At 71.0% G+C, this 20001-nt stretch carries 22 protein-coding genes; 14 read left to right on the top strand and 8 right to left on the bottom strand.

Annotation, left to right across the window (positions count from 1 at the left end; all coding sequences use genetic code 11):
• Positions 1–9 precede the first annotated feature (9 nt).
• The 6 genes from argB to argH are packed head-to-tail and all read left to right on the top strand — an operon-like array spanning position 10 to position 6319.
• Entirely contained in the window at positions 10–897 is an 888-nt protein-coding gene (gene argB / locus H0524_RS14585; RefSeq protein WP_180199130.1) for an acetylglutamate kinase, read from the top strand.
• Positions 894–2216: an acetylornithine transaminase gene (locus tag H0524_RS14580; protein ID WP_180199129.1), complete on the top strand. Its 1323-nt coding sequence runs from the start codon at positions 894–896 to the stop codon at positions 2214–2216. The genes argB and H0524_RS14580 overlap by 4 nt, the downstream gene beginning before the upstream one ends.
• Positions 2213–3175 (top strand): ornithine carbamoyltransferase, encoded by a 963-nt coding sequence (argF, locus tag H0524_RS14575; RefSeq protein ID WP_018725705.1) that lies wholly within the window; start codon positions 2213–2215, stop codon positions 3173–3175. The genes H0524_RS14580 and argF overlap by 4 nt, the downstream gene beginning before the upstream one ends.
• Positions 3172–3687 carry an arginine repressor gene (locus H0524_RS14570; RefSeq protein WP_180199128.1) on the top strand — a complete coding sequence of 172 codons (516 nt, stop codon included), beginning with the start codon at positions 3172–3174 and terminating at the stop codon, positions 3685–3687. The genes argF and H0524_RS14570 overlap by 4 nt, the downstream gene beginning before the upstream one ends.
• Entirely contained in the window at positions 3684–4892 is a 1209-nt protein-coding gene (locus H0524_RS14565; RefSeq protein WP_180199127.1) for an argininosuccinate synthase, read from the top strand. Before H0524_RS14570 ends, H0524_RS14565 begins: the two co-directional genes overlap by 4 nt.
• Positions 4889–6319, top strand: a complete 1431-nt coding sequence (gene argH / locus H0524_RS14560) for an argininosuccinate lyase (RefSeq protein WP_180199126.1) — start codon at positions 4889–4891, stop codon at positions 6317–6319. The genes H0524_RS14565 and argH overlap by 4 nt, the downstream gene beginning before the upstream one ends.
• Positions 6320–6391: 72 nt before the next feature.
• Here the strand turns inward: argH and H0524_RS14555 are convergent, their stop codons facing one another.
• Positions 6392–8926, bottom strand: coding sequence for an AMP-binding protein (locus H0524_RS14555; protein WP_180199125.1), 2535 nt, complete (start codon positions 8924–8926; stop codon positions 6392–6394).
• A 71-nt stretch (positions 8927–8997) separates the two neighbouring features.
• Here H0524_RS14555 and H0524_RS14550 point away from each other — a divergent pair, with 71 nt between their 5' ends.
• Positions 8998–9624 carry a DNA-3-methyladenine glycosylase gene (locus H0524_RS14550; RefSeq protein WP_180199124.1) on the top strand — a complete coding sequence of 209 codons (627 nt, stop codon included), beginning with the start codon at positions 8998–9000 and terminating at the stop codon, positions 9622–9624.
• 364 nt (positions 9625–9988) lie between these two features.
• Here H0524_RS14550 and H0524_RS14545 read toward each other — a convergent pair whose 3' ends face one another.
• Positions 9989–10201: a DUF397 domain-containing protein gene (locus H0524_RS14545; protein WP_180199256.1), complete on the bottom strand. Its 213-nt coding sequence runs from the start codon at positions 10199–10201 to the stop codon at positions 9989–9991.
• 273 nt (positions 10202–10474) lie between these two features.
• Positions 10475–11095 carry an ABATE domain-containing protein gene (locus H0524_RS14540; RefSeq protein ID WP_180199123.1) on the bottom strand — a complete coding sequence of 207 codons (621 nt, stop codon included), beginning with the start codon at positions 11093–11095 and terminating at the stop codon, positions 10475–10477.
• A gap of 92 nt (positions 11096–11187) precedes the next feature.
• Here H0524_RS14540 and H0524_RS14535 point away from each other — a divergent pair, with 92 nt between their 5' ends.
• Positions 11188–11934 (top strand): metallophosphoesterase, encoded by a 747-nt coding sequence (locus H0524_RS14535; RefSeq protein WP_180199122.1) that lies wholly within the window; start codon positions 11188–11190, stop codon positions 11932–11934.
• A 2-nt stretch (positions 11935–11936) separates the two neighbouring features.
• Positions 11937–12587 carry a LysE family translocator gene (locus H0524_RS14530; RefSeq protein ID WP_180199121.1) on the top strand — a complete coding sequence of 217 codons (651 nt, stop codon included), beginning with the start codon at positions 11937–11939 and terminating at the stop codon, positions 12585–12587.
• A gap of 128 nt (positions 12588–12715) precedes the next feature.
• On the opposite strand, the gene H0524_RS14525 is transcribed toward H0524_RS14530, so the two are convergent.
• Positions 12716–12910 (bottom strand): DUF397 domain-containing protein, encoded by a 195-nt coding sequence (locus H0524_RS14525; protein ID WP_180199120.1) that lies wholly within the window; start codon positions 12908–12910, stop codon positions 12716–12718.
• Positions 12898–13644 (bottom strand): Scr1 family TA system antitoxin-like transcriptional regulator, encoded by a 747-nt coding sequence (locus H0524_RS14520; RefSeq protein WP_180199119.1) that lies wholly within the window; start codon positions 13642–13644, stop codon positions 12898–12900. The genes H0524_RS14525 and H0524_RS14520 overlap by 13 nt, the downstream gene beginning before the upstream one ends.
• A gap of 430 nt (positions 13645–14074) precedes the next feature.
• Between H0524_RS14520 and H0524_RS14515 the strand changes: the two genes are divergently transcribed.
• Together H0524_RS14515 and H0524_RS14510 are read left to right on the top strand one after the other, a co-directional pair.
• On the top strand, positions 14075–14272 hold the full coding sequence (locus H0524_RS14515) for a hypothetical protein (RefSeq protein ID WP_180199118.1): 198 nt from the start codon (positions 14075–14077) through the stop codon (positions 14270–14272).
• Complete coding sequence (locus H0524_RS14510; RefSeq protein ID WP_180199117.1) at positions 14269–14538, top strand: flavin reductase; 270 nt, start codon at positions 14269–14271, stop codon at positions 14536–14538. The genes H0524_RS14515 and H0524_RS14510 overlap by 4 nt, the downstream gene beginning before the upstream one ends.
• Before the next feature lie 11 nt (positions 14539–14549).
• Here the strand turns inward: H0524_RS14510 and H0524_RS14505 are convergent, their stop codons facing one another.
• On the bottom strand, positions 14550–15389 hold the full coding sequence (locus H0524_RS14505) for a universal stress protein (protein ID WP_180199116.1): 840 nt from the start codon (positions 15387–15389) through the stop codon (positions 14550–14552).
• 131 nt (positions 15390–15520) lie between these two features.
• Positions 15521–16405: a universal stress protein gene (locus H0524_RS14500; RefSeq protein ID WP_180199115.1), complete on the bottom strand. Its 885-nt coding sequence runs from the start codon at positions 16403–16405 to the stop codon at positions 15521–15523.
• 132 nt (positions 16406–16537) lie between these two features.
• Here H0524_RS14500 and H0524_RS14495 point away from each other — a divergent pair, with 132 nt between their 5' ends.
• Positions 16538–17041, top strand: coding sequence for a GNAT family N-acetyltransferase (locus tag H0524_RS14495; RefSeq protein ID WP_180199114.1), 504 nt, complete (start codon positions 16538–16540; stop codon positions 17039–17041).
• Positions 17042–17059: 18 nt separating this feature from the next.
• Complete coding sequence (locus H0524_RS14490; protein ID WP_180199113.1) at positions 17060–17683, top strand: hypothetical protein; 624 nt, start codon at positions 17060–17062, stop codon at positions 17681–17683.
• A 19-nt stretch (positions 17684–17702) separates the two neighbouring features.
• On the opposite strand, the gene H0524_RS14485 is transcribed toward H0524_RS14490, so the two are convergent.
• Positions 17703–18113 (bottom strand): PaaI family thioesterase, encoded by a 411-nt coding sequence (locus H0524_RS14485; RefSeq protein ID WP_180199112.1) that lies wholly within the window; start codon positions 18111–18113, stop codon positions 17703–17705.
• Between the two features lie 74 nt (positions 18114–18187).
• Here H0524_RS14485 and tyrS point away from each other — a divergent pair, with 74 nt between their 5' ends.
• Positions 18188–19474, top strand: coding sequence for a tyrosine--tRNA ligase (gene tyrS, locus H0524_RS14480; protein ID WP_180199111.1), 1287 nt, complete (start codon positions 18188–18190; stop codon positions 19472–19474).
• The last annotated feature ends 527 nt before the right edge of the window (positions 19475–20001 follow it).

Below are 20001 nucleotides of genomic sequence, written 5' to 3'. Positions count from 1 at the left end.
GGTTCGGGCATGAGCATCACCGCGGATCTCACCGGCGCCCAGGCCAAGGCCGCCACGCTGATCGAGGCGCTGCCGTGGCTGGCCCGGTTCGCCGGCTCGACCGTCGTGGTCAAGTACGGCGGCAACGCCATGACTGATCCGGAGCTGCGGCGGGCGTTCGCCGCGGACATGGTCTTTCTCCGTTACGCCGGCCTGAAGCCGGTCGTGGTGCACGGTGGCGGACCGCAGATCTCGGCGATGCTGGACCGCCTCGGCATCGACAGTGAGTTCCGGGGCGGGCTGCGGGTCACCACGCCCGAGGTGATGGACGTGGCCCGGATGGTGCTCCTGGGGCAGGTCGGCCGGGAACTGGTCGGGCTGATCAACGCGCACGGTCCGTTCGCGATGGGGCTCTCCGGCGAGGATGCGGGTCTGTTCACCGCGGTCCGACGCCCGGCGTACGTCAACGGGCTGCCGGTCGACATCGGCCAGGTCGGCGATGTGGAGTCGGCGGACATCTCGGTGGTGACCGACCTGCTCGAGGCCGGCCGGATTCCGGTGCTCTCGACGGTGGCCCCGGATGCGGACGGCGTGCCGCACAACCTGAACGCGGACACCGCCGCGGCGGCGTTGGCGGTCGCGCTGCGGGCGCGCAAGCTGGTCGTCCTGACCGATGTGCCGGGGCTGTACGCCAACTGGCCGGACCGGTCCAGCCTGGTCGGCGAGGTCACCGCGAAGGAGCTGGAGAAGCTGCTGCCGTCCCTGGAGTCGGGGATGGTTCCCAAGATGGAGGCGTGCCTGCGGGCGGTGCGCGGGGGCGTACCCGCCGCGCACGTCGTGGACGGGCGGGTCGCGCACTCGACCCTGCTGGAGATCTTTACCTCGGAAGGCTTCGGAACCATGGTGATTCCCGGATGAGCCCGCTCCGTGACCGCTGGCAAGAGTCCATGATGGACAGCTACGGCACCCCGCCGCTCGCACTGGTCGGCGGCGCTGGCGCCGTGGTGGTCGACGACACCGGCCGGGAGTACGTGGACCTGCTCGGCGGCATCGCCGTCAACACCCTGGGCCACGCCCACCCGGCGGTGGTCTCCGCCGTCTCCAAGCAGGTCGCCACGCTGGGACACGTGTCGAACCTGTACGCCGCCGAGCCGCCGGTGGCCCTGGCCGAGCTGCTGCTCGCCCTCGCCGGCCGACCGGGACGGGTCTTCTTCGCCAACTCGGGCGCCGAAGCGAACGAGACGGCGTTCAAGATCTCCCGGCTCACCGGGCGGACCGAGGTCGTCGCGACCCGGGGCGGCTTCCACGGCCGCACCATGGGGGCGCTGGCCCTCACCGGCCAGCCGGCCAAGGCCGACCCGTTCCGTCCGCTGCCCACCACCGTCACCCACGTCGACTACGGCGACAGCGCCGCGCTGGCGGCGGCTGTCACCGACGCGACCGCGATGGTGATCCTGGAGCCGATCCAGGGGGAGAACGGCATCGTCGTACCGCCGGCCGGCTACCTCGCCGAGGCCCGCCGGATCACCGCCGAGCACGGCGCCCTGCTGGTGCTCGACGAGGTGCAGACCGGGATCGGCCGTACCGGGCACTGGTTCGCCCACCAGGCCGAGGGCATCGAACCGGACGTGGTGACGCTCGCCAAGGGCCTCGGCGGCGGCCTGCCGCTCGGCGCCTGCATCGCCTTCGGCCCCACGGCCGACCTGCTGCGCCCCGGCTCCCACGGCACCACCTTCGGGGGGAACCCGATCAGCTGCGCCGCCGGGCTGGCGGTGCTGTCCACGATCGCCGGCACCGGGCTACTCGACCACGTCGAGCGGGTCGGGGATCAGCTCCGCCGGGGCGTCCAGGCGCTCCACCATCCCCTGGTCGCCGAGGTACGGGGCGCCGGCCTGCTGCTCGGGATCGTGCTGACCACGCCGGTCGCGGCGGTCGCCGTCGAGGCGCTGCGGGAGGCGGGCTTCCTGGCCAACGCGGTGCAGCCGGGTGTCATCCGGCTCGCCCCACCGCTGATTCTCACCGCCGACCAGGCCGACGCCTTCCTGGCGGCCCTGCCGGCGGCCCTCGACGCTGCCAGCTCGATCCCGGCGGCCCTCGACGCGACCAGCGCCGCCGCCGCCGACTCGACCCCGGGCGCCGGACCCCGGTCAACGGCCCGGGGCAACCCCAGCCCGCCGGCCCAACCGGCCAGAATTTCGACCCCTACCACCCCAACCACGACGGAGGCCAGGGCATGATCCGGCACTTCCTGCGGGACGACGACCTCACCCCCGCCGAGCAGGCGACCGTGCTCGACCTGGCCGCCGGGATGAAGGCGGACCGCTTCGGGTACCGCCCCCTGGCCGGCCCGCGAGCGGTGGCGGTGCTCTTCGACAAGCCGAGCCTGCGGACCCGGATGTCCTTCGACGTCGGCATCGCCGAGTTGGGCGGACATTCGCTGGTGGTGGACAGCCAGGTGACCCACCTCGGCCGGGGCGAGACCCTCGCCGACGCCGGACGGGTGCTCTCCCGCTACGTGGCGGCGATCGTGCTGCGGACCCACGGGGACGAGCGGATCGCCGAGATCGCCGCGCACGCGACCGTGCCGGTGGTCAACGCGCTCACCGACACGTACCACCCGTGCCAGCTCCTGGCCGACCTGCTCACCATCCGCGAGCACCTCGGCGGTACCGCCGGGCGGACGCTGGCGTACCTGGGCGACACGGCGAACAACATGTGCCACTCGTACCTGCTGGCCGGCGCCGCCGCCGGCATGCACGTCCGGATCGCCGGGCCGGCCGGGTTCAGCCCGGACCCGGCGGTGCTGGCCCGGGCGGAGAAGATCGCCGCCGGCACCGGCGGGTCGGTGCGTACCGGCACCGACCCGGTGGCGGCGGTCCGCGACGCCGACGCCGTCGCCACCGACACCTGGACCTCGATGGGGCAGGAGTCCGACGGGCTGGACCGGGTCACCCCGTTCCGGCCGTACCAGGTCAACACCGCGCTGCTCGCACACGCCGCGCCGCACGCGATCGTGCTGCACTGCCTGCCCGCGCACCGCGGCGACGAGATCACCGACGAGGTGCTCGACGGCCCGCGCAGCGCCGTCTTCGACCAGGCGGAGAACCGGCTGCACGCCCAGAAGGCGCTGCTGACGTTCCTCCTCGGGACCCCGGACGCGCCAGCATCCGGCAGCACCACCAGGCCGAGCGCATGACCGCCCCGCTGACCCGCGCCGCCCGGCACGCCCGCATCGTCGAACTGATCCGGGACAAGGCGATCCACTCGCAGACCGAGCTGGGCGACCTGCTGGCGGGGGAGGGCATCCAGGCCACCCAGGCGACCCTCTCCCGCGACCTCAAGGAACTCGGCGCGGTCACCGTGCGTGGTGGCGACGGCCGCGGGGTCTACCTGATCCCGGAGGACGGCCAGCGGCCGTTGCGGGAGGCCGAGACCGCGCCGGCGCGTCTGGTGCGCCTGCTGCGTGAGCTGCTCAACGGGGTGGACGCCAGCGGCAACATCGCCGTGCTCCGTACCCCACCGGGTGCGGCCCAGTACCTGGCCAGCGCGTTGGACCGCGCCGGCCTGCCCGAGGTCGTCGGCACGATCGCCGGCGACGACACCATCCTCGTCGTGGCCCGCGCGGCCGACGGCGGAGCCGCGCTCGGCGACCAACTCGCCGGCTGGGCCCGCCGCGAAGACAACGTTGAAAGGAGCACCACATCATGACTGAGCGGGTCGTTCTGGCGTACTCCGGAGGGCTGGACACCTCCGTGGCGATCCCGTACCTGGCCGAGCAGACCGGCGCCGAGGTGATCGCCGTGGCGGTCGACGTCGGGCAGGGCGGTGAGGACCTGGAGGTGATCCGGCAGCGGGCGCTCGACTGTGGGGCCGCGGAGTCCGAGGTGGTCGACGCGCGCGACGAGTTCGCCGCCGAGTACTGCCTGCCCGCGGTCCGGGCCAACTCCCTCTACCAGGGCCGGTACCCGCTGGTCTCGGCCCTGTCCCGGCCGCTGATCGTCAAGCACCTGGTGACCGCGGCCCGCAAGCACGGCGGCACCATCGTGTCGCACGGCTGCACCGGCAAGGGCAACGACCAGGTGCGCTTCGAGGTCGGCCTGGGGGCGCTCGCCCCGGACCTGCGGATCGTCGCGCCGGCCCGGGACTACGCCTGGACCCGGGACAAGGCGATCGCGTTCGCCGAGGAGAAGGGGCTGCCGATCGACGTGTCGGCGAAGTCGCCCTACTCGATCGACCAGAACCTGTGGGGCCGGGCCGTCGAGACCGGCTTCCTGGAGGACATCTGGAACCCGCCGATCGAGGACCTGTACTCCTACACCGCCGACCCGGCCCAGCCGCGGGACGCCGACGAGGTCGTCATCACCTTCGACGCCGGCAACCCGGTCGCGATCGACGGGGAGACGGTTACCCCGTACCAGGCGATCGTGGAGCTGAACCGGCGGGCCGGCGCCCAGGGCGTCGGCCGGCTGGACATGGTCGAGGACCGGCTCGTCGGGATCAAGAGCCGCGAGGTGTACGAGGCGCCGGGCGCGATCGCACTGATCACCGCACACCAGGAGCTGGAGGCGGTCACCGTCGAGCGTGACCTGGCCCGGTTCAAGCGGAGCGTGGACCAGCGCTGGGGCGAGCTGGTCTACGACGGCCTGTGGTTCTCCCCGCTGAAGGACGCGCTGGACGCCTTCGTCGACGACTCGCAGCAGCACGTCTCCGGCGAGGTACGGCTCACCCTGCACTCCGGCCGGGTCACCGCCACCGGCCGGCGGTCCGAGGCCAGCCTGTACGACTTCGGCATGGCCACCTACGACACCGGTGACACCTTCGACCAGTCCCTGGCCAAGGGGTTTGTGCAGCTCTGGGGCCTGCCCAGCAAGATGTCGGCGGAGCGGGACGCCCGGTTGGGTGGGGCGCAGTGAGCGCAGCCACCAACCGGACCAGCCTGTGGGGAGCCCGCTTCGCCGGCGGCCCGGCCGAGGCACTCGCCCGGCTGTCGGTGAGCGTGCAGTTCGACTGGCGGCTCGCCCCCTACGACCTCGCGGGGTCCCGGGCGCACGCCCGGGTCCTGGCCGGTGCCGGCCTGCTGGACGCCGAGGAGCTGGGGCAGATCCTGGCGGCCCTGGACGACCTGGAGGCCGCCTGCGCCGCCGGCACGTTCCGGCCCACCATCGACGACGAGGACGTGCACACCGCCCTGGAGCGGGGGCTGCTGGAGCGGCTCGGCCGGCTCGGCGGCAAGCTGCGGGCCGGCCGTTCCCGCAACGACCAGGTCGCCACGGACCTGCGGCTCTACCTGCGGGACCACGCCCGGGGCGTGGCCGCGCGGCTGGTGGAGCTGGCCGAGGCGTTGGTCGAGCAGGCCGGGCGGCACGTGGACACCGCGACGCCGGGCATGACCCACCTGCAGCCCGCCCAGCCGGTCACCTTCGGGCACTGGCTACTCGCCCATGTGCAGCCGCTGCTGCGCGACCTACAGCGGCTGCGCGACTGGGACCACCGCACCGCGATCAGTCCGCTCGGCGCCGGTGCGCTTGCCGGCTCCGGCCTGCCGCTGGACCCGGTGGCGGTCGCCCGGGAACTGGGCTTCCGTACGTCCTTCGCCAACTCGATGGACGCCGTCGCCGACCGCGACTTCGTCGCCGAGTTCCTCTTCACCACCGCGCTGGTCGGCGTGCACCTGTCCCGCCTCGGCGAGGAGGTGGTGCTCTGGACGTCGCCGGAGTTCGGTTGGGTGGAGCTGGATGACGCCTTCGCCACCGGCTCGTCGATCATGCCGCAGAAGAAGAACGCGGACATCGCCGAGTTGGCCCGAGGTAAGTCCGGCCGGCTCGTCGGGGGCCTGGTGGGCGTACTCACCATGCTCAAGGGCCTGCCGATGACCTACGACCGGGACATGCAGGAGGACAAGGAGCCCGCCTTCGACGCGGTGGACACGCTGGAGCTGCTCCTGCCGGCCCTCGCGGGGATGATCTCCACGATGACGGTACGGGCCGACCGGTTGGTCGCCGCCGCGCCGGAGGGCTTCTCGCTCGCCACCGAGGTGGCGGACTGGCTGGTCCGCCGCGGGGTGCCGTTCCGCGAGGCGCACGAGATCACCGGACGGTTGGTGGCGCTCTGCGTGGCCCGGGACTGCGCGCTCGACGAGGTCTCCGACGACGACCTCGCCGCGGTCAGCGAGCACCTCGACCCGTCGGTGCGGGACGTGCTGTCGGTCCAGAGCGCGCTCTCCGCCCGCACCACCCCGGGCTCCACCGGCCCGGGCCCGGTCGCCGAGCAGCTCGCCGCCGCCGCCGACCAGCTCGCGGGTTGGCGGGAGTGGGCCGCCGAGCAGGTCGTTCCCCGCTGACCGGTTCACCTGACCAGTTCATCGACGGGCGGGGCGGTCCGCGAAGCGGACCGCCCCGCCCGTCGCGCAGCGTCAGCGCAGTAGGGCCGGACGGCGGGCGGTAGCCCAACGCCAGACGCGGCCGACCAGCGCGGCGTACGCGATGCCGAGCGCGAGCGACGCGGTGAGGGCGACCAACGGCAGCTCCCGCAGGTGCGGGTAGACCTGCCAGTGGGTCACGTAGATGTAGAGCGAGCTACCGGCGAGCACCCCGGCCACCTTGTTCAGCACGCCCAGGCTGGGCACGGTCGGCAGCCAGGTCAGTAATGCGAAGCCGGCTACGATCAGGGCTTCGCGGGCCGGCTCCCCGAAGAAGCCCGGCACGGTGGCCATCGCGGCGAGCGTGACCACCAGCCGCTGCCGTACCCCGTCGGCTCGGGCGGTCGCCCAGCCGAGCGTGAACAGCCAGCCGGCCACGAGCGCCGCCGGCAGGTCGTGGGCCGCGTCGAGGCCGAAGACGTCGTACCGGCCGAGCAGCGCGACCGCGGTCAGCCCCAGCGGAAGCGCGAACGGGTACCGCCGCTCCCAGCGGTCGACCCGGCGCAGGCCGAGGAGCGCGGCCAGCGCCACCAGGAGGTAGACCACCGCCTCGATAAACCAGAAGTGCCAGCCGTGGGTGGCGTCATCGGGCCGCAGAATGCTGTTGACCAGCAGTAGGGTGCTCAGTCGGTACTGGTCGTCGACCAGCATCACCGCACCGATCCACGCCATCGTGGGCAGCACGATGCGCAGCAGGCTGAGGCCGATCTGCCGCAGTCGCTCTCCCCGCCCGGCGGTGGTGAGCTGGAACCGGGCGAAGTTGAAGCCGGCTACCGCGAGCAGTAGGTGTGCCCCACCGGTGATGGTGAACATCGGGATGTGGGAGCCGACGATCAGCACGATCGCCGCCGCCCGCAGCGCCACACTGGTCTCCAGCGAACGCCGCCGGCGTGGCCGGGAAGCGTTTCCGGGAGCCGCGGTGGATCGGCGCAGGTCCGCGATCGGCAGGGTGTGCCAGTTCGCCGGCAGGCCACCCAGCTCCCGCTCCAACCGCACCGACATCTCGACGTACGACAGGGAGTCCCCGCCGAGGTCGACGAAGCTGCGATCCGGCGTGACGTCGGTGCGGTCGAGCACCTCCGCATACAGCGTGCAGAGGTCGCCGGCCGGCGCCGCCGGCGGTGGCGAGCTCTCGGCGGCGAGCCCACGCAGCGTCGCCAGGTCGGGTTTGCCGGAGGCGAGCCGGGGCAACTCGGCCAGGGGGAGCACCCGCACGGCCCGAGGCGGCAGCCCCACCTCCCCGGCGACCAGGCGGCGCACCCGGCGTGGGTCTTCGGCGCCGGCGGTCGCCACGATCAGTTCGTCGTCACCGCCGACGCAGCTGGCGGTGACATCGTGCGCGGACAGCAGCGCCTCGATCTGCTGCGGGTCAACCCGTAGCCCGAGAATCTTGGCGAACTGGCTGCGGCGGCCGACGATCTCCCACACTCCGGCTGCGGTACGCCGAGCCAGGTCGCCGGTGTGCAGCTCGTCCACGGTGCGGCCCAGCGCCAGATCGGCGGGAGAGTGGGCGTAGCCGAGCATGACGTTCGGGCCGGCGTAGACCAGCTCGCCGACCTCCGGGTCCGGATGGTCGGCGACCGGGGCGAGCCGGAAGTCGCCGCCGGGCACCGGCACTCCGATCGCCGCCGGGTGGTCCAGGGCGAGGTCCGGCGGGAGGTACGCCATCCGCGCGGTCGCCTCGGTCTGCCCGTACATGACGAAGAAGTCCCAGCCCGCGCCCCGACCCAGCTCGGCGTAGTGACGTACCCGCTCCGGTGCGAGTCGACCACCGGCCTGGGTGACGTAGCGCAGGTGTGGCAGGTCCATGGCGGCGAAGCCGACCCGGTCCAGCAGGTCGAAGGTGTACGGCACTCCGGCGAGGGTGGTGGCCCGGGCCTCCCGGAACAGCTCCCAGAAGCAGGTGTCGGCGACCGACAGGTCGGTCAACACCAGCGCGGCGCCTCGGGCCAGGTGGCTGTTGACCACCGACAGGCCGTAGCAGTAGTGCAGTGGCAGGCTGGTGGCCGCCCGGTCGGTGTCGCGGATGCCCAGGTACTCGCCGATCGCCTCCGCGTTGGCCTGCAGGTTGGTGCGGGAGAGCCGGACCAGCTTCGGGGAGCCGGTCGACCCGGAGGTGGAGAGCAGCAGGGCCAGGTCGGGGTGCAGATCATGCCGGGAGGTGGCGCGGCGGTGCTCGATCCGCCAGCCCTCTTCGGCGCCGCTGACCAGCACGTCCGGGTCGTACGCCTCGATCAGGCCGGCGAGCGCCGAGGCCCGGTCGTCGGGCACCAACAGGACCGGGTGACCCGCGTGCATCGCGGCCAGGTACGCCACCAGCGAGTCGACCGTGTTCGCGCCGACGACCAGCACGAGCCGTCGCCCCACGCCAAGCTGCTCGGCGGTTCGCGCGACCCGGGCGGCGAGGTCGGTGTACGAGATCTCCCCGTCCCGGGTGACGATCGCGGTGCGTTCGCCATGCGTTGCCAGGTTGCGGACGAACGGCACCTGCACGGCCGGGAACAGGGCGGATGCGGAAGTCACGAGCATCGACTCTAAGGTAAGGCTGACCTAATCCATAGCTCTGGCGACCCGCATCACCCCGGGATAGGGTCGCAGCCGTGGATGATCTCGCGCGACTAGCCGTCCTGCTCGGCGGACCGGTCGTACCGGCGGCGCGCGGCCTGCTCGGCGCCCGCCTTTCCGCGGGCGGGGTCACCGTGCGGATCACCGAGGTCGAGGCGTACGCGGGCACCGCCCAGGACCCGGCCTCGCACGCCAACCGGGGGCGCACTCCGCGCAACGCGGCGATGTTCGGCCCATCCGGGCACGTCTATGTCTACTTCACGTACGGGATTCACTGGGCCTTGAACGTGGTGACCGGGTCGGAGGGGGAGGCCGCGGCGGTGCTGGTGCGGGCGGGGGAAGTGGTCGCCGGCCACGCCCCGGCCCGGTCCCGCCGTCAGACGGCGCGATCCGACCGCGACCTTGCCCGGGGGCCGGCCCGGCTCTGCGTCGCACTGGACGTCGGCCGGTCGGCGTACGGGCAGTACCTGCTCGGCGACGGCCCGATCCGGCTGCGTCCACCCCGCGAACCAATGCCGGAAGCGGCGATAGCGGCCGGGCCCCGGGTCGGCGTCACCGGGGCGCACGACGTGCCGTGGCGGTTCTGGGTCGCCGGTGACCCGACCGTCAGCACCTACCGCCGCCACGTCCCCCGGCGACGCTCCGCTCACCCCGGTGCCTGAGCAGCTTCGCCTGGTAGCGCCGCCGGAGGGCCGCATCGATCTGGGTTAGCAGCGGCTCAACATGGTGCATGTCGAGCCGAAGAACGGTACGGGGAGGTGGGCCGTTCGGGGCCCCGGGACCGCCGGATGGTCGATCGATCGGAGACGTTGCGCCCGATAGCCTCCATGGGGTTGTGGAGGCGAGGAGGTGACGTGATGTCAACCGTGATTCGCAAGGCTTCGCCACTGGCCAAGGCCTTCTGGTGGACCGCGGTGATTTGTACCGGCGGGCTCTGGGCCCTTGTCCGAGGGCGCCCACAGTAGCTGAAGCTTCTAGCGCGAAGGCCCGACTCCCTGCGAGTCGGGCCTTCGCGTTGACGGTGGGTCAGTGCTGCCCGGGGAGCCGCGCGACGAACGCCTGCCATGCCACCGGCCCGAACACCAGAGCTGGTCCGGTCGGGTCCTTGCTGTCCCGGATGCCGACGACGCCGGAAAGGTTGTCGGCGACCTCGACACATGCCCCGCCATTGGAGCTGCTACGGGTGCTCTTGCTGGTGGACTGCGGTGATCTGCACCTGAGTCGCTCATTCGGCTGCAGTATGTGGCGAGGCTGTTGAGGATCTCGTCTGCGGTTCTGGTCCCGACGAACGGTCTCGGGTGGGTGTTCCATGCCTCGATCCAGGTCCGTATGTCAGCTTCGAGGCCAGCACCAGGACGGCCATGGCGGGCCCACCGTGCGGTGATTACCGCCGCCGGTCGGTCGCCCCGCGTAACCGAGCGCCGAAAGTAGACGGCGCCGATGACCGAGCCGTCGTACCGCTGCCTAACGCGGGCACGGCCAACAGGTCGCCCCGCTTATCGCGGAGATGACTCAGCTGGGGTGGTCCGACGGGTTAGCGGCGTGGCGCTGGTAGTGCCGGGACACGCGGGCGCGGTTGCCGCAGGACGGCTTGCACCACGCCTGGCGCGGATGTTCCTTGACGAAGTAACGCACGCAGCGTGGCGCCGGGCAGGCGAGCAGTTGGGCCCGGGCCGGGCTGGCGAGGAACTCGATTGCGGCCCGGGCCAGCGCCGCCGTGAGTCGCATTCGGGCGTCGCCTGGTGCGCAGCGCCAGGCGACTGTCGGTGTCGACTCGTCCGGCCAGTTCAGTATGGGCCGGACCGGCAGCCGGCCGGCGGCCTGGTTGAGTTGATCGATGGCGTCCGGCACGGGTAGCAGTGTTGAGGAGTCGGCCCGGCTCGGTGGCCCGGGATGGACCGCATGCGCGAACAGGGTACGCACGGCGCGTCGCAGCGCGACCACGTCGAGGCGGAGTCGCTCGTCGGACGTGCTGGCGTACGGCCCGGGTTCGGCGGCGTGCTCCCGTAGCTGATCGGCGTGCTTCCGGAGCCAGGTTGTCAGCCCGGCGACGTCGGCGAGGTCATCTGTGACGCCTCCGGTGCCGTCGTGCCGGATGGTGCTGACCAGAGCGAGCGTGAGTTGCTGTGGCATCGGACCTTCTCTGGAATCTGCTTGACGTGCCTGGCTTGATCGAGTGTAGCGTCCCTAATGTTTGAGATGGAGAAAACCATTAGGGGGACGTCTTGCTCGTCATCGCGCACCTCAGTGACACGCACGTCGACAGTCATCCCCGGTCGGCCGAACGGACCGCCCGGGTGATGGATTACCTGCACGCCCTGCCGCGACCGGTTGACGCGATCCTGATCAGCGGGGACATCGCCGACCACGGCGAGGTGGCCGAGTACCGGACCGCCGCGAAGCTCTTCTCGTCACCACTACCTGTCCTGGTCTGTCCCGGTAACCACGATGTCCGCGACGCGTACCGCAAGGGCCTGCTCGGTGACGAGGCTGGCGGCAGCGGCCCGATCAACACCCGAATCGACCTCGCCGGCGCGGTCTTCCTGCTCGCGGACTCGTCGATTCCGGGTAGGGGCGACGGTCACCTCGACGCGGAGACCATGGACTGGCTCGCCGATCAACTCGGCTCGGTGCCGGCTGGGACACCGGTCTTCGTCTCCTTCCACCATCCGCCGGTCGAACTACACCACCCCGTCATCGATTCGATACGGCTGCTTCCCGCCGAGCCGCTGGCCGAACTGCTGGCCGCCCATCCGCAGGTCGTCGCGGTACTGACCGGGCACTTCCACACCGCCGCCGCGAGCACCTTCGCCGGTCGGCCACTGCGGATCGCGCCCGGCGTCGTCTCCACGCTCCGGCTGCCCTGGGAGGGCGACGGGCCGCTGGTCGACTTGCGGCAGCCGCCCGGGGTGGCCTTCCACGTCTACGACGACGAGGGGCTGCTGACCACCCACTACCGGGTGGTGGTCTGAGTATGCAGGGGATCTCCGTACTCGGCTTCCTGGTTGCCCTCGCACCGATCACCATGACGCCCGGGACCAGCCTCACCCTGGTCGTAGCACGGGTCGCCGCCGGTGGGCGCCGGCAGGGTTGGTGGGTGATCGTGGGTACGGTCACCGGGATCTACGTGCACGCGACTCTCGCTGCCGTCGGTCTCGCCGCGCTGGTGCTGCGCTCGTCGCAGGCGTTCTGGATGGTGAAGCTGGTTGGCGCTGGCTATTTGGTCGGGCTCGGTCTCTGGCTGCTCTGGTCGGCGAACCCTCGCCGGCACCCGACCGACTCGGCCACGCTGGACGACCTGTCCACCCGTCGGCCTCGGCGGCTGCCGTGGCGCGGGCACCACCCGTACCTGCAGGGGCTGCTCGGCAACGTGCTCAATCCCAAGGCTGCCGCCGTGTATCTAACCCTTGCCCCGCAGTTCCTTGACCCGCACCGCTCGGTGCTGATCCCGATGCTGATACTGGCCTCGGCGCACGCGGTGCTGCACACCTGCTGGCTCGCCGGCTGGACCGTCGTCTCGGGCACGGCGGCCCGGCTGCTGCGTACCCTGCGGGCGCGCCGGGCGCTCGACCGGCTGACCGGTGCGATCCTGGTCGGTCTCGGTATCCGCGTCGCAGCAGGTTGAGGGCTGGACCTGAACGGCAGCGGGTTCAGCGCACCCACCTCGCCACATACCGCAGCCGAACCAAACGACTCAGGACACTGGTGCGAAGGCCCGGCTCGCACGGGCCGGGCCTTCGCGCTGATGGTGGGTCAGTGCTGTTCGGGGAGCCGCGCGATGAATGCCCGCCATGCTGCCGGCCCGAAGACCAGTGCTGGTCCGGTCGGGTCCTTGCTGTCCCGGACGCCGACGATGCCGGCAAGGTTGTCGGCGACCTCGACACATGCCCCGCCATTGGAGCTGCTACGGGTGCTCTTGCGCCACTGGGCGCTGCTCAGGTCAACCATGATCGCGCTCCCAGGAAATCGATGGTTTGGCTACGCGGAAGCGCAACCGACCTTACGGTATCCCAGACCGCCCACAGCATCGCAACGTCCTTGGTGATGCGGCCTGCGGCCTGGTCGTCCACGTAGCCGATATCATCACCGTCCGGTGAGGTGGCGATGACAAACGGTCCGGCTTGCCCTGGGTGTAGGCCGGCGTCAAGCGGTAGTACGTGCACCATGATGTTGGGTTGTTGGGCCATCATCATGAGGTGATCAAGCTGAGGCTCCATGATGTCTCGTGTGCCACGGCGCAGAGCGGCCTCGTCGATCACGAAAACGGACAGCGGCCGTCGGGGACGCTCGAACACGGCGGCCTGCCGCTGCAGTCGGTTGCCGAGGTAGTTCTCCACATCGTTGACCAGGGGGCCGCTGCTGAGGACGGCGCGGGCGTACTCCTCGGTTTGTAGCAGCCCAGGCAGCACAGCCGACTCAAACCACCGTAGCCCTACGGCGTCTCGTTCGACTTCGGCCCACGGTCGGAACCAGACGGGCTCCTTGCGCCTCTGGGCGTCCGGCCAGAGATCCAATACGTCCCGCTTGAGGATCTCGGCTACCTGGGCACGGTGCCGCGTCTGTGGGATCCGTCCCTGGGTTACCCAACGGGCAACGGTCTTCGGGTCAACTCCAACCTGAGCAGCGATGCTGTCGGCGGTTTCGCCCGCCTCGGCCATTGCAATCTGTACGACACGGTTCATTCCAGACCCCATTGTGTTCGTCCCAGATGTTCTGAGCACATAGTGCTACGCGGTGTTGCTGCGCCACAACCCTCCGCCATGGTGCTTCGTAGACGGCGCAAGCCGGTGGAGGTGTCCGAGCCCGCCGGAGGTGCTGTCGGACCGCTCCCATATCCAGCGGGTGTGGGAGCGGTCCATCAACATCCACTCACGTCCGGGAGTCTGCTTTGCCAGCCACAGCCGAACAGCTACCAGTTGGGATCACCGGGACCGCTCCCACTTATTCGATCAACCACAACGGACCGAAGGATGCGGGGCCGGAAAAGGATTCAGGGCAGCTGCTGAGTGCCGGGGCTCACGGTCGTGCCGTGGGTCGTGCGCGGGTGTACTACACCTCGCACCCGGGTATCGATATCCTTGAGGCTGTGCTCAACGGGCTGAGGAGGCTGTGATGGCCGACGACACCCCGCCCGCCGACCGGCGCGCCCATCCCGACCCGTACGGCACGCCGCCGTTGCCCGACGGCGACCGGGTGCGGTCGAGGCCGCCAAACACGCCCCCGCCGTCAGCCACCACCCGGCACCAACTGATCGCGGCGCTCATCCTGGCGATCATTGTGGCCGCCATCGTGCTCCGGGTGCTGCGATGACGACCAGCCCGAAGGTCCCACGCCCAGAACCGGGCGACCACGTCGCCGACCGGCCACACCTACCCATGCGTCCCCTGTGGGGTTGCGGCACCTGCCGGGCCGAGTGGCCCTGCCAGTCGGCCCGGGCCGCCCTTCTGATCGAGTACCGCGACAACCTGGTTGCGCTGCGTGTCTATCTGAGCGCACTACTGGCCGAGGCGGATGCACAACTTTCGCAGGTCAATAAAGCATCCGACCTCTATCGCCGCTTCCTCTCGTGGGTCTGAAGGCCAACCGGTCAGCGTCCTCGGCCGTACGCGTGCGCCACCAGCACCGGGCAGTGGGCGTGCTGCACCAGGGACTGGCTGACCGAGCCGAGCACCATCCCGGTGAATCCGCCTCGCCCTCGGCTCCCGACGACGATCAGGGCAGCGTCCCGGCTCGCGTCGATCAGTGCCTGGTCCGGCTTCTCCGCCCGTAGCTGTCGGGCGGTCACGGTCAGCCCCGGATGGCTGCCGCGGGCCGACGCCACCGCGGTGTCCAGCACCTTCGTGGCGTCGGTCGCACCGGGGGTGTGCACGTGCACCAGCACCAGCTCGGTCTGCTGCCGGGTGGCCTCGTCGGCGGACTGCCCGACCGCCACCTCCGCCGACTCCGACCCGTCCACCGCGACTAGCACCGGTCCGCCCGCCCCGATCGGCTTCTCGGTGGGCCGGACCACCAGTACCGGGCAGTGCGCGTGCGCCGCGACCTGCGAACCGACCGCGCCGAGCAGCAGCCCGGCGAAGCCGCCGTGCCCCCGGCTACCCACCACGACCAGCTCCGCCCGGCGGGACTCCTCAATCAGCGTGGCTCCCGGCCCGCCGGCGACCTGCCGCGCGTGGATGGTCAGCGTGGGCCAGCGGTCGGCCAGTTCGGTCGCGGCCCGGTCCAGCATCGACTGCGCGTCGTCGTTCGGGGCCGGAACTCCGAACTCGTACGGGTTGATGGGAACCCCGTACCCGGACGGGTGCAGGTAGCCGTGCACCAGGTGCAGCGGACGCGATCGCCGCATCGCGGCGCGGGCGGCGTGCTCCGCCGCCACCAGGCTCGGCGGCGAGCCATCCACCCCTACCACCACGGCTCGGTTCATCAGCACCTCTTTCAGGCTCGATCGAACCTATTGTCCCCCGGGCCGGCGTGGCTGACCCGGTTACCGGCAACGACGTCAGCGGCGGCTGTCAGGGCGTGGTCCACACCGGTACGTAGCCGCTCACCGCGCCGGTGCGGTCATCCGGCGGGGTGCCGGACGATGGCCAGTGGGCTGTGCCCGTGGTGCAGGACGGCGTGGCTGACCGAGCCGAGCAGCAGCCCGCCGAGGGCGCCACGCCCGTGTGCGCCGACGACCACCAGCTGCGCGCCCTTCGACGCCTCCACCAGCACCCGGGCCGGCGAGCCACGTACGACCCGGTGCCGCACCTGCACCTGCGGATACAGTTCGGCGAAGCCGGCGAGCGACTCGGCGAGGGTCCGCTCCTCCTCGCCCTCGACGGCGTCCAGGTCGTAGACCAGGGGCAGGATGTCCCCCGGTCCGACCGGGGTGGGAAAGAGCCAGGCGTGCAGGGCGAGCAGCGGAGTGTCCCGGCGGGTCGCTTCCTCGAACGCGAAGGCGACTGCCGCGGTGGACAGCGGCGAACCGTCCACACCCACCACGACCGGGCCGTCCGCCCGCGGCTCGCCGCGGACGACCAGTACCGGGCCCTTCGCCCGGGCAGCGACCTGCACGGTGACCGAGCCGAGTAGCAGCCCGGCGAAGCCGCCCAGACCCCGGTGGCCGAGCACCGTCAGCACCGCCTCCTGCGCCTCCTCGACCAGCACCGGGGTCGGCGCACCGTCCACCACGACGCCGGTGATCCGCAGCTCGGGGGAGATCTTGCGGGCCTGTTCCACCGCTTCCCGCACGTACTGTTCGGCCTGGTTGCGTAGCCCGGCGGTGACCGGGGCGCCGGGAACCGGGGTCAACGGGGCACCGGTCAACGGCCAGATGAAGGCGTGCACCACCCGGAGCGGGCGCTGCCGCGACTCCGCCTCGCGCACCGCTACCCGGACGGCGTCCAGCGCGGCGGCGGAACCGTCCACGCCCACCACGACCGGGGCTCCGGCGTTTCTCGTCATGATGTCTGCCTCCTTCAGCTGGCTCACCCTCAGCCTGCCGGTCCGGTAGCCGCCCAATCAGGGGCGGTCGGCCCGAGCCGGGGGCCATTGGTCCCCCGCCGGGGCAGCCTCGAACGGCGCTACCATCGCGCGATGCCCACCGATCTGCGCCTGCGTCCCGTACTCGATAGTGATCTTCCGTCTTTCTTCACCCACCAGCAGGACACCGAGGCCAACTGGATGGCGGCGTTCGGCCCGGCCGACCCCGCCGACCGCACCGCGTTCGACGCGCACTGGGCGCGGATCCGCGCCGACTCGACGGTGGTGTCGCGGACGGTGGTGGTCGTCGATGAGGTGGTAGGCCACGTGAACGCCTTCCCCGCCGACGGACGGACCGAGGTCAGCTACTGGATCGACCCGGGTCGCTGGGGCCGGGGGTACGCGACCGGTGCGCTCGTCGTCCTCCTGGGTGAGCTGCCCCGCCGGCCCGTGCACGCCCGCGTGGCCAAGGACAACCGCGCCTCCCTCGCCGTGCTACGCAAGTGCGGCTTCGTCGTCACCGGCGAGGATCAGGGGTACGCCCCAGGGCGGGGCGTGGAGGTCCAGGAGTGGATCCTGGAGCTCGCCGGCCCGGCCCCGGCACCCGCGCGGAGCTGAGGTACTACTCTCTCCGAGGTGAACTGGCTGGAACTGATCGGCTGGACCGGATCCGCGGTGCTGGTCTGGTCGCTGCTGCAGACCGCTGTTCTCCGGCTGCGCGCCCTGAACCTGGTCGGGTGCGTCGTGTTGATCGGCTACAACGCGGCGGTCCCGGTGTGGCCGATGGTTGGCCTGAACGTCGTGCTGGCTGTCATCAATGTGTGGCACCTGCGTGGCATGCTGACGACCCGCCACGACGCCGCGACCTACCAGGTGGTCGAGGTGGGCGTCGACGACCAGTTTCTGGCTCACACGCTGCGGGTGCACGCCGCCGACATCGCCCGGTTCAACCCCGGCTTCACCTGGCACCGAAGCGAGCAGCGGTCCGCGTTCCTGGTCGTCAAGGCCGACGAGGTGGTCGGGGTGGTGCTGGCGCACGCGGAGCCGGGCGGGGTGGCCCAGGTCGACCTCGACTATGTCACCCAGCGGTTCCGGGACTTCACCCCGGGCGAGTTCGTGTACCGGCGTAGCCGCCTCTTCACCGACAAGGGGTTCCGGCAGGTCGTCACCCCGCCCGGCATGGTCGCCCCCTACTATCACCGGCTCGGCTTCCGCCGGCAGGGCGACGCGTACGTGCTGGACCTCCCCGTCGCCGCATAGCGGGGGCCACCGGTTGTGGCTATCCGGTCGCCGTCAGGTTCTGCAGCCGGACCTGGCCGCGTGCCACCAGCCGGTCCCCGTCATCGGTGATCTCCACCTGCCACAGCTGCTGACTACGGCCGCGGTGGACCGGGGTGCCAACGGCGGTCAGTTCACCCGACCGGACCGCGCGCAGGAAGTCGGTCTGGTTCGACACGCCGACGACCTGCCCCCGGTCGCCCAGCCAGGTGGCCCCGCCGATGCTCGCCGCCGTCTCGACCGCCGAGCAGTAGACGCCGCCGTGCTGGATGCCGTACGGCTGGTGTAGCTCGGGGCGGACCTGCCAGCGGAGGATCACCCGGTCGGCGCTGACCTCTTCGTAGTTCAATCCCAACAGGCCGACGAAGCCGCCGGTCAGATCTGGCTCGTCCACGGCATAGCCCTTCGTCATTGCGGGGCGGCCAGCATAGCGGGCCGGTAATCCCGATCGCCGTGCCGGCTGGTCATGGGGGAGAATCGGAGACTGTGACCGACACCAACCCCCCGCCGGCAGAGCGGGACACACTCTTCGATGACCTGCGGTGGCGTGGCCTGATCCAGGACTCCACCGGCCTCGACGAGCTGCGCGCGTTGCTCGACGGGCCGGGCGCGGCCTTCTACGTGGGCTTCGACCCGACCGCGCCGAGCCTGCACGTCGGTCACCTCATGCAGGTCGTCACCGCCCGGCGGCTCCAGCTCGCCGGCCACCGGCCGCTGCTGCTGGTGGGCGGGGCGACCGGGCAGATCGGCGACCCGAAGGAGAGCGCCGAGCGGGTTCTCAACCCGCCCGAGGTGGTGGCCGGATGGGTGGCCCGGATTCGGGACCAGCTGGCCCCCTTCGTGTCGTACCAGGGTGCGAACGCGGCGCAGCTGGTCAACAACCTGGACTGGACCGGCGAGATGTCGGTGGTGGAGTTCCTGCGGGACGTCGGCAAGCACTTCCCGGTCAACCGGATGCTGGCGCGCGAGGTGGTCCGGGCCCGGTTGGAGAGCGGGGTCAGCTTCACCGAGTTCAGCTACCAGCTGCTCCAGGCCAACGACTTCTTTGAACTGCACCGACGCCACGGGTGTCAGCTGCAGTTCGGCGGCTCCGACCAGTGGGGCAACATCACCGCTGGCGTCGACTTCATCCGTCGCCGGGGCGCGGGGCCGGTGGAGGCGTTCACCACGCCGTTGGTCACCAAGTCGGACGGTACGAAGTTCGGCAAGACCGAGGGCGGGGCGATCTGGCTCGACTCGGAGCTGACCAGTCCGTACGCGTTCTACCAGTTCTGGGTCAATGCGGATGATCGCGACGTCGTCCGCTACCTGCGCTACTTCAGCTTCCGTTCCCGGGCCGAACTGGAGGCCCTGGAGAAGGAGGCCGTGGAGCGACCCGCTGCACGCGTCGCCCAGCGGGCGCTCGCCGAGGAGCTGACCACCCTGGTGCACGGCGAGCGGGAAATGGCCCAGGTGGTCGCCGCGAGCCAGGCGTTGTTCGGGCGGGGGTCGCTGGCGGAACTCGCACCCGCGACGCTGCGCGCCGCCCTGGCCGAGGCGGGCCTGGTCCACCTCGACGAGCTGCCCGACGTGGTCGGGTTGCTCAAGGAGTCTGGTCTGGTGCCGAGCAACAAGGAGGCCCGTCGGGTGATCGCCGAGGGGGGTGCCTACCTGAACAACAACCGGGTGTCCTCGACCGACGCGGTCGTCACCCCGGCGGACCTGTTGCACGGCCGCTACCTGGTCCTGCGTCGGGGGAAGCGTTCCTTCGCCGGTGTTGAGCTGCGAAAATAGCGAGATCCTGATGATGTGACCGGGGACGCGTCCGGCGGATTTGACGGCAACTCCCTCGGACGCGTAACTTTCTCTCTGCCAGCGCGGAACGGACAGAAACGGGGCGGTCGCCCCGAGCGGCCGGAGCGCTGGAAGCAACCTCTCGGACTGACCGAGCCTCATGGCCCGGACTGTTCGCTTGGGCGGTGCCCCAGACTCGCCGATAGGCGGATTTGGTGAGGCGAAACCGACCGGGTAAGGTTAGCCGCCGGCAGGAGCCGGGCGCGCTAGCGGGAAACCGCAAGCGGCCGGTCTGCCGAAATCACGACGGAGGCGACGGACAGTCGTTGATGTTGTGATGCCCAATAGTGGACGAAGTCGACAGATCGCAGCAAAGCGGTTTGACACGGCAGAAACCACCGGGTAACGTAGTAAAAGTGCCTGGCGCGAGAGTGGCGGGCTGGAGCGGTTGCCTCCGGAGGGGCCCTTTGGGGTTCGGATGGTGTGTGGTTGTTCTTTGAGAACTCAACAGGGTGTTTGGAAAGCCA

It is taken from the genome of Salinispora sp. H7-4 (assembly GCF_013416675.1).
GTDB lineage: Bacteria > Actinomycetota > Actinomycetes > Mycobacteriales > Micromonosporaceae > Micromonospora > Micromonospora vitiensis.
The sequence above is the reverse complement of the archived record's forward strand: the minus strand, read 5'-3'. Positions and strand labels throughout refer to the sequence as shown.

Excerpts from the sequence above, each read along its gene's own strand:
- H0524_RS14540 (WP_180199123.1), bottom strand. The coding sequence starts at position 11,095 with ATGCCACAGCAACTCACGCTCGCTCTGGTCAGCACCATCCGGCACGAC.
- H0524_RS14570 (WP_180199128.1), top strand. The coding sequence starts at position 3,172 with ATGACCGCCCCGCTGACCCGCGCCGCCCGGCACGCCCGCATCGTCGAA.
- argF (WP_018725705.1), top strand. The coding sequence starts at position 2,213 with ATGATCCGGCACTTCCTGCGGGACGACGACCTCACCCCCGCCGAGCAG.
- H0524_RS14580 (WP_180199129.1), top strand. The coding sequence starts at position 894 with ATGAGCCCGCTCCGTGACCGCTGGCAAGAGTCCATGATGGACAGCTAC.
- H0524_RS14485 (WP_180199112.1), bottom strand. The coding sequence starts at position 18,113 with ATGACGAAGGGCTATGCCGTGGACGAGCCAGATCTGACCGGCGGCTTC.
- H0524_RS14515 (WP_180199118.1), top strand. The coding sequence starts at position 14,075 with ATGGCCGACGACACCCCGCCCGCCGACCGGCGCGCCCATCCCGACCCG.
- H0524_RS14530 (WP_180199121.1), top strand. The coding sequence starts at position 11,937 with ATGCAGGGGATCTCCGTACTCGGCTTCCTGGTTGCCCTCGCACCGATC.
- H0524_RS14520 (WP_180199119.1), bottom strand. The coding sequence starts at position 13,644 with ATGAACCGTGTCGTACAGATTGCAATGGCCGAGGCGGGCGAAACCGCC.
- H0524_RS14555 (WP_180199125.1), bottom strand. The coding sequence starts at position 8,926 with ATGCTCGTGACTTCCGCATCCGCCCTGTTCCCGGCCGTGCAGGTGCCG.
- H0524_RS14525 (WP_180199120.1), bottom strand. The coding sequence starts at position 12,910 with ATGGTTGACCTGAGCAGCGCCCAGTGGCGCAAGAGCACCCGTAGCAGC.
- H0524_RS14510 (WP_180199117.1), top strand. The coding sequence starts at position 14,269 with ATGACGACCAGCCCGAAGGTCCCACGCCCAGAACCGGGCGACCACGTC.
- H0524_RS14495 (WP_180199114.1), top strand. The coding sequence starts at position 16,538 with ATGCCCACCGATCTGCGCCTGCGTCCCGTACTCGATAGTGATCTTCCG.
- H0524_RS14500 (WP_180199115.1), bottom strand. The coding sequence starts at position 16,405 with ATGACGAGAAACGCCGGAGCCCCGGTCGTGGTGGGCGTGGACGGTTCC.
- argB (WP_180199130.1), top strand. The coding sequence starts at position 10 with ATGAGCATCACCGCGGATCTCACCGGCGCCCAGGCCAAGGCCGCCACG.
- H0524_RS14565 (WP_180199127.1), top strand. The coding sequence starts at position 3,684 with ATGACTGAGCGGGTCGTTCTGGCGTACTCCGGAGGGCTGGACACCTCC.